Origin of the sequence: Mesorhizobium sp. M7A.T.Ca.US.000.02.2.1, assembly GCF_003996995.1 — a bacterium.
Taxonomy (GTDB): domain Bacteria; phylum Pseudomonadota; class Alphaproteobacteria; order Rhizobiales; family Rhizobiaceae; genus Mesorhizobium.
In genome coordinates this window covers 1-12637 of sequence record NZ_RZTT01000156.1, presented here as the reverse complement: position 1 = coordinate 12637, position 12637 = coordinate 1, and the positions used below count along the sequence as shown (strand labels likewise).

General features: G+C 65.2%; 12 protein-coding genes and 1 pseudogene. 7 read left to right on the top strand and 6 right to left on the bottom strand.

What is annotated here, in order from left to right; all coding sequences use genetic code 11:
• Positions 1–374, bottom strand: a pseudogene (locus tag EOD15_RS16475) (osmolarity sensor protein EnvZ); the annotation flags it as partial.
• Positions 371–1087 carry a response regulator transcription factor gene (locus EOD15_RS16470; protein ID WP_127321653.1) on the bottom strand — a complete coding sequence of 239 codons (717 nt, stop codon included), beginning with the start codon at positions 1085–1087 and terminating at the stop codon, positions 371–373. The pseudogene EOD15_RS16475 and the gene EOD15_RS16470, both read right to left, overlap by 4 nt.
• A 252-nt stretch (positions 1088–1339) precedes the next feature.
• Between EOD15_RS16470 and EOD15_RS16465 the strand changes: the two genes are divergently transcribed.
• The 4 genes from EOD15_RS16465 to clpS all read left to right on the top strand — a co-directional run bounded on the left by EOD15_RS16465 (position 1340) and on the right by clpS (position 2998).
• Positions 1340–1642 carry a hypothetical protein gene (locus EOD15_RS16465; protein ID WP_127266560.1) on the top strand — a complete coding sequence of 101 codons (303 nt, stop codon included), beginning with the start codon at positions 1340–1342 and terminating at the stop codon, positions 1640–1642.
• Between the two features lie 39 nt (positions 1643–1681).
• Complete coding sequence (locus EOD15_RS16460; protein WP_127321654.1) at positions 1682–1912, top strand: hypothetical protein; 231 nt, start codon at positions 1682–1684, stop codon at positions 1910–1912.
• A gap of 174 nt (positions 1913–2086) precedes the next feature.
• Positions 2087–2452, top strand: a complete 366-nt coding sequence (locus EOD15_RS16455; RefSeq protein WP_127321655.1) for a hypothetical protein — start codon at positions 2087–2089, stop codon at positions 2450–2452.
• 240 nt (positions 2453–2692) lie between these two features.
• On the top strand, positions 2693–2998 hold the full coding sequence (gene clpS / locus EOD15_RS16450; protein WP_023809857.1) for an ATP-dependent Clp protease adapter ClpS: 306 nt from the start codon (positions 2693–2695) through the stop codon (positions 2996–2998).
• A 2-nt stretch (positions 2999–3000) separates the two neighbouring features.
• Here clpS and EOD15_RS16445 read toward each other — a convergent pair whose 3' ends face one another.
• The 4 genes from EOD15_RS16445 to EOD15_RS16430 form a co-directional block, all read right to left on the bottom strand.
• A complete protein-coding gene (locus tag EOD15_RS16445; RefSeq protein ID WP_127408633.1) occupies positions 3001–5079 on the bottom strand; it encodes a hypothetical protein in 2079 nt (692 codons plus the stop codon).
• Positions 5080–5142: 63 nt separating this feature from the next.
• A complete protein-coding gene (locus EOD15_RS16440) occupies positions 5143–7965 on the bottom strand; it encodes a DUF4159 domain-containing protein (RefSeq protein ID WP_127408632.1) in 2823 nt (940 codons plus the stop codon).
• The gene (locus EOD15_RS16435) at positions 7962–8930 is read right to left on the bottom strand and encodes a DUF58 domain-containing protein (protein ID WP_127320582.1); all 969 of its coding nucleotides are present in this window, start codon (positions 8928–8930) and stop codon (positions 7962–7964) included. The genes EOD15_RS16440 and EOD15_RS16435 overlap by 4 nt, the downstream gene beginning before the upstream one ends.
• The gene (locus EOD15_RS16430) at positions 8930–9934 is read right to left on the bottom strand and encodes a MoxR family ATPase (RefSeq protein ID WP_127271985.1); all 1005 of its coding nucleotides are present in this window, start codon (positions 9932–9934) and stop codon (positions 8930–8932) included. Before EOD15_RS16430 ends, EOD15_RS16435 begins: the two co-directional genes overlap by 1 nt.
• 154 nt (positions 9935–10088) lie before the next feature.
• On the opposite strand from EOD15_RS16430, the gene EOD15_RS16425 reads away from it, so the two are divergent.
• From EOD15_RS16425 to EOD15_RS16415, 3 genes are read left to right on the top strand one after another with little or no spacing between them, the layout of a single operon-like run.
• A complete protein-coding gene (locus EOD15_RS16425) occupies positions 10089–10718 on the top strand; it encodes a DUF1285 domain-containing protein (RefSeq protein ID WP_127320583.1) in 630 nt (209 codons plus the stop codon).
• On the top strand, positions 10718–11350 hold the full coding sequence (locus tag EOD15_RS16420) for a CoA pyrophosphatase (protein WP_127320584.1): 633 nt from the start codon (positions 10718–10720) through the stop codon (positions 11348–11350). The genes EOD15_RS16425 and EOD15_RS16420 overlap by 1 nt, the downstream gene beginning before the upstream one ends.
• Positions 11347–12612: a CCA tRNA nucleotidyltransferase gene (locus tag EOD15_RS16415; protein WP_127320586.1), complete on the top strand. Its 1266-nt coding sequence runs from the start codon at positions 11347–11349 to the stop codon at positions 12610–12612. Before EOD15_RS16420 ends, EOD15_RS16415 begins: the two co-directional genes overlap by 4 nt.
• Positions 12613–12637 lie beyond the last annotated feature (25 nt).

The following is a 12637-nucleotide window of genomic DNA, read 5'->3' as shown; positions in this document are numbered from 1 at the left end:
GCCGGATCGCTGCGTACGCGTGGATCGGTGATGCCGAATTTCGACAGCCTGCCGACGAGGATATCTTCGAGTTCGGCCAGTTCGTCGTCACCGGCGATCGACGAAGTGACCGCCGGCGTGTCCGAAACGGTGAGCGCGTAGGTGGAATTGAACAGGCCGGTCGCCATCGCCTTGCGCTCGTCCGGACTGGCGTCATGCATGAGCTGCACCAGCGAGAAGGCACGGTCGTTGAGCCGGTAGAGGTCGACGACGTCGTTGGCCGCCGCGCGGTCGCGCGACACGATGTAGAGGGTCGCGACCTGGCTGATCAGCAGGCCGGCAATGACGATCAGCAGCACCCAGACAGGCAAGGTCTGCGGCAGGAAACGCCTCATTCGGAGGTCGTCTCGGGCAGGAACTGGTAGCCGCCGCTGCGTACGGTCAGGATCAGCTTGGGCGTCTTCGGGTCGTCCTCCATCTTGCGTCGCAACCGGCTGACCAGGATGTCGATGCTGCGGTCGAAGGAATAGTCGCTGTCGCCGCCGGACAGTTCGATGAGCTGGTCGCGGGTCAGCACGCGCTGCGCGCTCTTGACGAAGGTCTGCAGCAGGTTGAATTCGGCCATGGTCAGTTCGACCCTGACATCGTCGGGTGCGATCAGCCGGCGCCGAGCACAATCCATCGTCCAGCCGGCGAAGCGGTAGATCTGCTTGGTGGCGGCGCGCTTGGGCTCGGCGGCGCCATTGCGCCTGAGCACGGCGCGGATACGCGCCAAAAGCTCGCGCGGGTCGAAGGGTTTGGGCACATAGTCATCGGCGCCCATTTCCAGGCCGACGACGCGGTCGGTCGTCTCGGTGACGGCGGTCAGCATGATGATCGGCGTCGAATACTGGGCGCGCAGGTCGCGGCACAGCTCCAGCCCGCTCTTGCCGGGCAGCATCACGTCAAGGACGATGAGGTCCACCTGGACGCGCCGCAGGATGGTCTCCATCTCAATGCCGTCGGCGGCAACCGAGGTGTGCAGGCCCCGCTTCTGGAAGAATTCCTGCAGCAGGTCGCGGATGCCCTTGTCGTCGTCGACGATCAGTATGTGTGCGTCGGATTTCACAGCAGCCCTGTCATTGTTGCCAAGCCCTTCTGTCTTTGATTGCCAAGCCCTTCTGTCACAACCCACACGATAGAATTCAGGCCATATGTTGGCCAGTGGCTATGATGGGTTCACACCGGCTTTCTCAGACACAATCCAGAAACAAAATTCTACAGTTCAGAAAAACTCCTGAAAAATTTCAAGGGCATAACTGGTCGCGTGGCGGTCAGGTCATCGGCTGCGACGCTAGTCTCCGGGTTTACGGATAAACCGATGCCAAGGTTGTCGATCAGTTTGTTGGGTGCGTTGCTGGGCTTCTGCCTGGTCACTGCCGCTGTCGGACAATCGGACGCAAAGGTGACGCTCACAACCCGGAGCGAACGGTGCGCCAATCTCAGCCACCAATTTGATGAAGCCCTCGAAACCCACGCCACGGCAACGCAGGTCACCGCGGCAAAGGCACTTCAGAGAAAGGGCAACCGGTACTGCGCCGCCAAGAAACAGGCGCAGGGCATCCGGATGCTCGCCAATGCTTTGAAGCTGCTTGGAGTGACGCCGAACGACCCGGTTCAGTAACACTCAGAAACTTGACCCGCATAAAAAGGAAACGAAGCCATGAAAAAGTCCATCCTCTCCGCCACCGGTCTCGCCGTCGCTCTGGCTTTCGCGATGCCGGCTCTCGGCAACGCCGCCGCCACCACGACCGCTGCTCCGGCTGCTTCGACGACCACCGCTCCGGCGACTGCTCCGGCCAAGGCTGCTCCGAAGAAGGTCGTCAAGAAGACCGTCAAGAAGCACAAGAAGGCTGCTGAGAAGGCCGTCAAGAAGGACGCCCCAAAGACGTAATCAGGTCCGGCACAAAATGCCGGCCTGTTGGCCAAGGACGCTCCAGCTGGTTTCGGCTGGAGCGGCCTTCTCCCTGTCCGAAGCGCTGAAGCCCTGACGAAGTCTGGCACCGGCAGTTTACGCATCGACTGACACTTAACCCGTTTGCAACGCCGGCCGTGTAGGACAATCCGCATGAAGAAGCGGCTTTCGTCCATTTTGCGCTCGATGGTGATCGGCGGCCTGGTTGCCACCGGCGTCGCCAGGGTGTTGATCCTGTTCACCGCCAGCCCGGTGCCCGATCCGGCCACCGGACGCACCGAGCCTTCGCTGTTCGCGCCGGCGATTTCCACCAACTGGGACTACATCACGCCGGCACAGACCTGGCTGCTGATCGTGCTGACAGGCGCGACGTTGATCTGCGTCGCCGCGTGGCCGATCACGGTCTGGCTGGAACGCCGGGCGGATGCGGGTGGAAACCGCTTTCACCCCGATATCCTGCCCGCCACGACCGCGCGGCAGATTCCCAGCCGTCGCATGTTCGGCCGCCAGGGCCGTTGAACGGCAACCGACACTTTCCCACATGATTGTGAATGGCCGCGTCGGCGGACACTGGTTTTCGCGCGTCGACCAAAATGGACGACCGCTTTCGCTGGTGCCAGAATGGCGGCAGGGTTGCTACGCCAGAGCAATTCACCGTTTCGTGGAAACGGCGAACCGTTCTGATCCTTTGTCTTGACGCAATTCCGGGCGGAAAACCGTTTTACACTTTTCCTGGAATTGCTCTAACTGTCGGTTCCAATGCCTGAAATCACCACAAAACCGCGCGTCCAGGTCAAGCCGCAGGTCGAGCGGCCAAAGCTCTACAAGGTCATCCTCATCAATGACGATTTCACGCCGCGCGAATTCGTCGTGACGGTGCTGAAGGGTGAGTTCAAACTCAGCGAAGACCAGGCGCATCGGGTGATGATCACCGCGCATCGTCGCGGCGTCTGCGTCGTCGCCGTGTTCACCAGGGATGTCGCCGAGACCAAGGCGACGCGCGCCACCGATGCCGGCAAGGCCAAGGGCTATCCGCTGATGTTCACGACGGAGCCGGAGGAGTAGCTCTACCGTCCTTCGCGGTACCACATCGAACCCATTGCCAGAAGCAGCAGGCCGAGGCCGAGGAAGCCGCCGAACAGCGGCACGCGCGAGACGGCCTTGAGCACGCTGTCGTCCGTGGTGCGCAGTCCGATCCAGTCGTTGCCGGACGCGGCACCAGCCGAGCGCACAGGCACGATGGAGGGTAGCGTCACGTCGCTGCCAAGGGCTGTGGACGACGCCAGCCGGCGCACGCTGCCGCCGGTGGCTTCAGCCGGCGCCTTCAGCCGGCTTTCGGTGGAAATGACGTCGGCGAATTCCGGGGCGTTGACCGGCCCGACATGGGCGAGCGCGGTGAGGTCGCCATTGGCGACCTGATAGAGGCCGATCTCGCTGGTCTCGACGCTGCCGAGGAAGACGCCGGGCTCGGATTTCTCGAGCTTGACGGTCAAGGTCTTGCCGGATGGGGTGATGATCTGCGCGGGGCCGGGATCGTCGGCCATCGTCTGGCGGCGGATTTCCAGCACCATGCCGCGGCCGTCGGCGGTCAGCCGCTCTTCCTCGAGCTCAGGCTCCTTCATCAGCCAGTGGGCGATGCGCCGGTAGAGCTGGACATGCGGGCCGCCGCCCTCGAAGCCGCGCGCCCACAGCCAGCCCTGATCGGACAGCAGCATGCCGACGCGGCCTTCGCCCTTACGGTCGAGCAACAGCAGCGGCCGGTTGTCGGCGCCCTTCATCACCACTGCGCCTTCGGGATTCTGCACGCCGATGGTGCGGAACCAGCGGCTCCAGTGCGGCGGCTCGGTGGCAGAGCCATCCAGCCCACGCGTCACCGGGTGGCGCTGGCCGAGTTCGGTGAGGCGCGGATAGAAGGCCTTGTCGACCACCTCGCCGGTCGGCATCGCCGGCAGGGCGGACATCAGCGGCGTACGCGCGATCGAGCTTTCGCCGGCATATTCGGGGCCGGCCGCGATCAGCAGCGCGCCGCCCTTTTCGACATATTCGGAGATGTAGTCGTAATAGAGGATCGGCAGCACGTCGCGGTGCTGGTAGCGGTCGAAAATGATGAGGTCGAAATCCTTGATCTTCTCGACGAACAGTTCGCGGGTCGGGAAGGCGATCAGCGACAATTCGTTGATCGGCGTGCCGTCCTGCTTTTCCGGCGGCCGCAGGATGGTGAAATGGACGAGATCGACCGAGGCGTCGGATTTCAGCAGGTTGCGCCAGGTGCGTTCGCCGGCATGCGGCTCGCCGGAGACGAGCAGCACGCGCAAGTTCTCGCGAATGCCGTCGATGAGCGCGATGGCGCGGTTGTTGGTGTCGGTCAGTTCGCCCGGCTCGCGATCGATGGCGAGTTCGACAATGTTGCGGCCGGCGCCCGGAATGGTGACCTGCAACGGCATCGCCTGGCCGACAGTGGCGTGCTCGACCGCGACCTGTTCGCCATTGACCGAAACGCGCACATCGACCGGGCCGGTCTCGTTTTCGGTCGAGATGACGCGGTAGGTCATGTCGAGCGGCTTGCCGACAAGGCCGAAGCGCGGGGCGTTCTCAAAACGTATGCGGCGATCCTTCTCGTGATCGTTGCCGGTTATCAGCGCATGCAGCGGAGCGTTGAAATCGGGCGCTCCCGGGGGGGCGTCATGGACCTCGCCATCTGTGATCATGATGGCGCCGCCGATCCGTGACGGCGGCACGTCGCGGAAGGCGCCTTCAAGCGCGCCGAACAGCCGTGTCTCGGTGCGTTCCTCGGCGGCCTGGGATTTGCCGGCCTCGACGACGCGCACGTCGAACTGCTTGAAGCGGCCAAGCCGCTGCTGCAGCCCGGCCAACGCCTCGTCGGTCTGCTTGGTGCGGTCGCCGATATCCTGGCTTTGGCTGCGGTCGACGACGAGGGCGACAACGCTTTTCAGCGGCTCGCGCTCCTCGTTGAGGAACACCGGGTTGAACAAAGCGGCGGCGAGCGCCAGAAGGGCGATGAAGCGGAAGACCGAACCGCGCTGGCGAAACCACAGGCCGACCAGCGCAAGCAGCGCCAGCGGCACCAGCGCCAAGGTCAGCAGTGGCCAGGAGATCAGCGGTTCGAAGGAGATCGACCAATTCATTCCTTACCCTCCCGTTTGTGGGGAGGGTTTATCCGCGACCGGAGGGCATCAAACAAACTCATTCTACTGCCCCAGCCGTTCGAGCAGTATGGGCACGTGCACCTGGTCGGATTTGTAGTTGCCGGTCAGCATGTACATCATGATGTTGACGCCGGCGCGCAGCGCGTAGATGCGCTGCATCGGGTCTGCCGGCACGGTTGGCAGCAGCGCATCGCCGTTCTCGTCGACCGCCCAAGCGCCAGCGAAATCATTGGCGGTGATCATGATCGGCGAGACGCCATCGCCGGTACGCACCGGCCGGTTCTCGGCGTTGCTGGCGTCGAGCGAGGCCTCGACCCAGAGCGGGCTGCCGGCGAAGCGGCCGGGGAATTCGGGCAGGATGAAGAAGGATTTGGTCAGCACGTGGTCGGACGGTACCGGTTCCAGCGGCGGCACGTTGAGGTTGCCGAGGATGTCGCGCAGCCGCTCCGTCGCCGGGCTGGTTGAATCGGCGCCGATGCCGTTGGCGAATTGGTCGCGGGTGTCGAACAGCACCGTGCCGCCTTGCTGCATATAGGCGTCGACGCGGGCGATCGCTGCCTGGCTGGGCATCGGTGCGGCCGGATCGATCGGCCAGTAGATCAGCGGGTAAAACGACAACTCGTCCCTCGAAATGTCGACGCCGGCCGGCTCGCCCGGTTCCAGCGCCGTCTTCTCGACCAGGAAGCGGGTCAGGCCCTCAAGCCCGGCGCGGCTGATCGAATCGTCACCCGGCACGCCGGTCAGCACATAAGCGATGCGGGTCTTCGAAATCGCCTCGATGGCCACCTCGTCTCCCGGCTTGGCGTCGTCGGCGCGGGCACGGTCGGCATGACCGAACAGGCTACCCAGCGCAATAAGGACCGCGGCGGTGGTTGCCACGGCACCGGCGCGGCGCGGCCGGCGTGAAAACAGGCCGCCGATCCAGAATACCGCCAGCGTGTCGAGCAGCATCAGCACCAGGGCGGCCGCCACCAGCGCACCCTTCAAATTGCGCGATTCGTCAAAGGCATACTGGATCGAGGTGACGGGAACAGTGATTTGCGGGCGCGCCAGCGGGGCCAGCGTGCTGTCGGCTTCAAGCAAATTATGGGCAAATACACCCGTCTCGGAACCATAGAGACCGGGCGGGTTTTCAAAAGTCACCGGCAGCGCGCCAGCGCCCGGTACAAGCGGCCGTGCATCCGGCGTCGGCGGCACCAGCGAGCCGTCGGCTGCAATCATGCGATAGGGCGCCAGCGACGCCGCGGCGGCTTCGGCATTGGCGATGGCCGCGCCCTGGTTGCGCGACAGCTGCACGATGCGGCGCAGCATCTCGACGAAGCTGCCAGAGATCGGCAGGTTCGACCATGTTGCCTCGGGGGTGACGTGGAACAGCACCAGCGTGCCCTTGCCTTTCTTCAGTCCGGTGACCAGCGGCGTGCCGTCGGCAAGGGCCGCCCAGGTGCGCTCGACGATATCGGGTGTCGGCTCGGCCAGCACCTGCCTGGTGACGGTGACCTCGGTCGGCGGCGCCAGATCGGCGAACGGGCCGGCCTTAGGGAATTCGGTGACAGGCTGCGGCGACGTCCATGACAGCGCGCCGCCGAGCGAACGCTCGCCGGTGCGCAGGCGGACCGGCAGCAAATCGTCGTCATCGCCCGCCGTGGCCAGCCGCGAACCGGCGAAACGCACCAGCGTGCCGCCATTGTCGACCCAATCGACAAGTCTCTGCCGGACCTGTCCGGGAATGGTGCCGATATCGGCCATGACGATCATCGCGGGCTTCTGGTCGAGGATCTGCGGGATGGCGTCGGCAAGATCGGCGCTGGAGGGTTCGACCAGATCGGCGAAGGGCTGCAGCGCCCGCCTGATGTAGTAGAGCGGCGACAAAAGCGGCTGTGCCTGGTCGGCCTCGGCCTGCGACAATAGACCGACGCGCCGCCGCTTGGAGCTTTCGTCGAGGACGCGGACCGCACCAGCCTGCCGCTCGCCGTCGAGCGCGATGGAAGCGAAGTCGTTGCGCAGCTCGAACGGCACCGCCATGGTGCCGGTGGCGGTGGTTTCGCCAGGCGAAAAGGTCAGCGTCGCATCGGCGATGCGGCGGCCCTTGTCATCGAAGGCGCCGGCGGTGACCTGAGCAGGGGCAGGGTCGCCCGGCGCGCGGATGGCGGTCAGTGCAAAGCCGTCGACCTGGTTGTCGGCGGCGGTCAGGCCGGTCAGCGACAGCCTGTCTGCGGTTGCCCAGACGACACGCGCGGCATTTTTCGACAAAAGCGTGTTGAAGGCGGCCTCATCGCCTTTTGCCGCCAGGCCGTCGGCAAGCACGGCGACACTGGCCCCGGGCAAGGTCTCCAGCACGCCGGCGACGCGGGCATAGACGGCGGGCCGGTCGGTCGGGATCGGCCGCGGCTTGGCGGCGCGCAGCCGGTCAAGCGCGGTGGCGGCATCGAACGGGCCGATCTCGGCATTGGCCTTTTCGGCAGTGAAGGCGATGACGATCGGCACGCCGTTGGAGCCGGCATCGTTGATCAGCCGCTCGGCGGTGGCGACGCGTTTGCCCCAGTCTGCGGCACTTGCCCAGTCATTGTCGATGACCAGGGCAAGGGCGGCTCCCTCGGCCGGCAGCTTTTCGCGTGGGTTGAAGACCGGGTCGGCCAATGCCGCGACGATGAGGGCCGCCATCAAGAGCCTGAGCAGCGTCAGCCACCACGGGCTCTGCTGCGGCGTCTCCTCGCGCTTCAGCACGCGCGCCAGGATCTTCAGCGGCGGGAAGATTTCGGTCTGCGGCTTGGGCGGCGTCAGCCTGAGCAGCCACCAGATCACCGGCAGTGCCAGCAGGCCCCAAAGCACCATGGGGGCGCCAAAGGAAAGCGGCAGCCAACTCATGCGCCAGCCTTTCCTGGCCGATCGCCACCGGCGATCGTGCCGGCACGACCGCCAAAGGCGGTCGGCCTGGCCGAGGGGCCGTCAGCGGTCATTGCCATGTGCAGCCGCACCAGCGCGTCGGAGGCGAGCCGATCGGTGTGGTTGACGGTAAAGCTCCAGCCAAGCCGTTTGCACCAGGCCGTCAGTTCATGGCGGCGGGCGGCGTAGAGCAGGCGATACTCATCACCCAGCATTTCGGCGCGGCCGGCGGTCAGCTTGTCGCCGGTCTCGGGATCGGTGAACTCGGTTCGGCCGGCATAGGGGAAGGTCTCCTCGGCCGGGTCCGCGACCTCGATCAGGTGCGCGCGCACGCCGTGGCGGGCCAGCACGTCGAGCCAGGCCATCGTCTCTTCGACCGGATCGAGGAAGTCGCTGACGATGACGATGTCGCAGAAGCGCCTGATGTCGGACAGGTCGGGTTTTGCCGGCAAATCGCCCGCATGCATCAACTGGGCGGCGATGCGTTCGGCGCCGTTGCGGGCGGTGAACGGGTCGGTGAGGCCCGGCCAGGCGATGCGCTCGCCGCTGCGCGACAACAGTTCGGCCATGGCCAGCGCCAGCACCAGTGCGCGCGATTGCTTGGAAACGCTGGCGCCGGTCGATTTGTAGAGCATCGACGGCGAGGGGTCGGCCCACAGCCAGACCGTATGGGCGGCTTCCCATTCGCGGTCGCGCACATAGGTGTGGTCGTCGCGGGCCGAGCGGCGCCAGTCGATGCGCGAGGAATCTCCCTCGACATAGGGCCGGAACTGCCAGAAATTTTCACCGATGCCGCGCTTGCGGCGGCCATGCCAGCCGGCGATCACGGTGTTGACGATGCGGCGCGCCTCGACCAGCAGGTCTGGCACAAGCGAGGCTCGCAACCGGCCACGGGCGAGCGCGTCGCGCGTCGCTGCCGGAGCCTGGACCTCGCCGATGCGCGGCATCAAATTCCTTTCACGAGTTTCGCCACCACGTCACGCACGCCGGTGCCTTCGGCGCGGGCGGCGAAGGTCAGCGCCATACGATGCTGCAGCACCGGCTCGGCCAGCGCACGGACGTCGTCAACCGAGGGCGCCAGCCGTCCGTCGTAAAGCGCGCGCGCCCTTGTGCACAGCATCAGCGCCTGGCTGGCGCGCGGGCCGGGACCCCAGGCGACGTTCTTGTCGGTCTCGGCATTGCCTTGGCCGGGACGCGCCGAGCGCACCAGCGTCAGGATCGCCTCGACGACGCTTTCAGGCACCGGCATGCGGCGGATCAGCGTCTGGATCTCCTTCAGCCGCACCGGCTGCAGCACGTTTTGCGCTTTCGCGTCCTCGATGCCGGTGGTTTCCAGAAGGATGCGGCGCTCTGCCTCGATCTCGGGATAGAGGATATCCACCTGCATCAGGAAGCGGTCAAGCTGGGCCTCGGGCAACGGATAGGTGCCTTCCTGCTCCAGCGGGTTTTGGGTTGCCAGCACGTGGAAGGGCGCCGGCAGGTCATGGCGGGCGCCGGCAATGGTGACGTGGTATTCCTGCATGGCCTGCAGCAGCGCCGACTGGGTACGCGGCGACGCGCGGTTGATCTCGTCGGCCATCAGCAACTGGGCGAAGATCGGCCCGGAGATGAAGCGGAAGGAGCGTTTGCCGGTTTCGTCCTGCTCCATCACTTCGGAGCCGAGGATATCGGACGGCATCAGGTCCGGCGTGAACTGGATGCGACGCGAATCGAGGCCGAGCACGATGCCAAGTGTTTCGACCAGCTTGGTCTTGGCGAGGCCCGGCACGCCGACCAAAAGCGCATGGCCACCGGCCAGCAGCGCCACCAGAGTACGCTCGACGACGCTTTCCTGTCCGAAGATGACCCGGCCGACCCCGTCGCGGATCCGGGAGATGTCGGCAAGCGCCTTTTCGGCCTCGGCGATCATGTCCTTTTCGCTGATAGGGCTTTCCTTGACCATCACGCTCATGCCGCATCGATCCTTGTGGTTGGAATACCATGGCTGGAACAACGGCTGCACCATACCATAAGTTGCCGCGATTCGGCCTCGCGTGGCGCCTATGTCGAAACTTAAATCACAGACTTAGGCTGACAAGCGCAACAACAGTGACTATTTCGTGACCATGACGGGACCCTTGGGACATCGTGAAGAAAGCCTGACGGATGCCACCGAGGCGCGTGGCCTCGAGGCGCTCATCTCGCGCGCCGCCCGTGCCGGCAAGGGCGCGGCACCCGTCGAACGCTGGAATCCCGACTTCTGCGGCGATCTGGACATGGAGATCAAGTCCGACGGCACCTGGTTCTATCTGGGCACGCCGATCGGGCGCATGCCGCTGGTGCAGCTTTTCTCCTCGGTGCTGCGCAAGGACGCCGATGGCAGGACCTATCTGGTGACACCGGTGGAAAAGGTCGGCATCCGCGTTGCCGATGCGCCGTTCATCGCCGTCGAAATGGACGTTTCGGGTAGCGGCGAAGCGCAGACCATCACCTTCCGCACCAATGTCGGCGATGTCGTCGAGGCCGGGCCGGAACGGCCGCTGCGCTTTGTCGACGAGAACGAGACCGGCGGATTGAAGCCCTATGTGCTGGTGCGGGGCCGTCTGGAGGCGCTGGTGGCGCGGCCGGTTATGTATGAGCTGGTCGGGCATGGCGAGGAGGTCGAGATCGGCGGCGAGACGATGTTCGCGGTGCGCTCCAAGTGCGCCGTGTTCCCGATCATGCCGGCGGCCCAGTTGAAGCGGCTGAGCGCGTGATGGACCAGGTGACGCCGGCGCCGTTTTCATCCGTGGATTTTCGCGCACGTTTTGCCGTGCAGCCGGATGCGCATGCCGGCGACGATTATGGCGATCATCGCTTCAACCCCGGCCATCCGCGCCTCGACCAGGGCAAGGCGCTGCGCAATGCCGCGGTGCTGATCCCGGTGGTCGATCATGAGGGCGATGCGACGGTTCTCCTGACCAAACGGGCCGAAAAGCTGCGCAGCCATTCGGGGCAGGTGGCATTTCCCGGCGGCACCATCGATCCGACCGATCCGAGCCCTGAGGCGGCGGCGCTGCGCGAGACTTTCGAGGAGATCGGGCTTGGCCGAGACCGCATCGAGATCATTGGCCGCATGCCCGACTATGTGGCCGGCAGCGGCTACCGCATCGCGCCGGTGCTGGGCATCGTGCGGCCCGGTTTCCAACTGACGCTCAACGCCGACGAGGTCGACGCCGCTTTCGAAGTGCCGCTGCGCTTCCTGATGGACCCGGCCAACCACAAGCGCGACAGCCGTATGTGGAACGATCTCGAATGGTTCTTCTACGACATGCCTTACGGCGACCGGCGCATCTGGGGCGTCACCGCCGGCATCATCCGTACCCTCTATGAAAGGCTCTATGCGTGAGTGTCTCGATCGCGGACAGGGCCGACTGGCTCGGCGACAAGCATCTGCAGCGCCTGCTGTTCGCACTGGCCGAAGGCGGTGAAGAGGCGCGAGTCGCCGGCGGCGCGGTGCGCAACACGCTGATGGGCCAGCCCGTCGCCGACATCGACATCGCCACCACCTGCCTGCCGCAGCAAACCCTCCGCCGCGCCGAAGCGGAAGGGTTCAAGGCGGTGCCAACCGGCATCGAACATGGGACAATCACCGTGGTTGCCGGCGGAAAACCTTATGAAATCACCACCTTGCGCGCCGATATCGAGACCGACGGGCGACGCGCGAAAGTGTCGTTCGGGCGCGACTGGAAGCTTGACGCCGAGCGGCGCGACTTCACCATCAATGCGCTCTATGCCGAGGCCGACGGCAGGGTTGTCGACCTGGTCGGCGGCATTGCCGACATCGAGGCACGCCGGCTGCGCTTCATCGGCGACCCGGAAGCGCGTATCCGCGAGGATTATCTGCGCATCCTGCGCTTCTTCCGCTTCTTCGCCTGGTACGGCGATGGACGGCCGGACGCCGAAGGGCTGAAAGCCTGCGCCCGGCTTAAGGAAGGGCTGGCCCAGCTTTCGGCCGAGCGCATCTGGTCGGAACTGAAGAAGCTCTTGTCGGCGCCCGATCCGTCACGGGCGCTGCTCTGGATGCGGCAGGCAGGCGTCTTGACCGCAGCGCTGCCGGAAAGCGAGAAATGGGGCATCGATGCCATCCATGGGTTGACCAAGGCCGGGAAGGATCTGGGCTGGGCACCCGACCCGCTGCTCAGACTGGAAGCGATCGTGCCGCCCGATGCCGCTCGCATGAAGACGCTCGCCGAGCGGCTCAAATTCTCGACAGCCGAAGCGGATCGCCTGCGCCACTGGGCGCTTGCCACCGCCGTCGAACCGAAGACGACCGAGGGCGAACTGGCGAAAAGGCTCTATCGCGGCGACCGGAACGGGTTTGTCGACCGGCTGCGGCTGTCGCTTGCGGCAGCCAGGGTGCGCGCCGTCGAGGACAATGAGGCGCTGCTCGAAGCCGGTGGCTTTTCGCGCCTGCTTGCCTTCGCCGTCAAATGGGAAAAGCCGTTGTTTCCGCTGAAAGGTGCCGATCTCACGGCGCTCGGCGCAACTCCAGGACCGAAACTCGGCGAAATCCTCAGGAATCTTGAGGCGGAATGGGTCGAAGTCGGGTTTACCCCTGATCGCGACGCGCTCCTCAAGCGCGCCGCCGAAGCTTTGAACGCCGGGTAGATCAGGCCGCGTCGCGGCTCTTTTC

Excerpts from the sequence above, each read along its gene's own strand:
- EOD15_RS16465 (WP_127266560.1), top strand. The coding sequence starts at position 1,340 with ATGCCAAGGTTGTCGATCAGTTTGTTGGGTGCGTTGCTGGGCTTCTGC.
- EOD15_RS16460 (WP_127321654.1), top strand. The coding sequence starts at position 1,682 with ATGAAAAAGTCCATCCTCTCCGCCACCGGTCTCGCCGTCGCTCTGGCT.
- EOD15_RS16455 (WP_127321655.1), top strand. The coding sequence starts at position 2,087 with ATGAAGAAGCGGCTTTCGTCCATTTTGCGCTCGATGGTGATCGGCGGC.
- clpS (WP_023809857.1), top strand. The coding sequence starts at position 2,693 with ATGCCTGAAATCACCACAAAACCGCGCGTCCAGGTCAAGCCGCAGGTC.
- EOD15_RS16445 (WP_127408633.1), bottom strand. The coding sequence starts at position 5,079 with ATGAATTGGTCGATCTCCTTCGAACCGCTGATCTCCTGGCCACTGCTG.
- EOD15_RS16440 (WP_127408632.1), bottom strand. The coding sequence starts at position 7,965 with ATGAGTTGGCTGCCGCTTTCCTTTGGCGCCCCCATGGTGCTTTGGGGC.
- EOD15_RS16435 (WP_127320582.1), bottom strand. The coding sequence starts at position 8,930 with ATGCCGCGCATCGGCGAGGTCCAGGCTCCGGCAGCGACGCGCGACGCG.
- EOD15_RS16430 (WP_127271985.1), bottom strand. The coding sequence starts at position 9,934 with ATGAGCGTGATGGTCAAGGAAAGCCCTATCAGCGAAAAGGACATGATC.
- EOD15_RS16425 (WP_127320583.1), top strand. The coding sequence starts at position 10,089 with ATGACGGGACCCTTGGGACATCGTGAAGAAAGCCTGACGGATGCCACC.
- EOD15_RS16420 (WP_127320584.1), top strand. The coding sequence starts at position 10,718 with ATGGACCAGGTGACGCCGGCGCCGTTTTCATCCGTGGATTTTCGCGCA.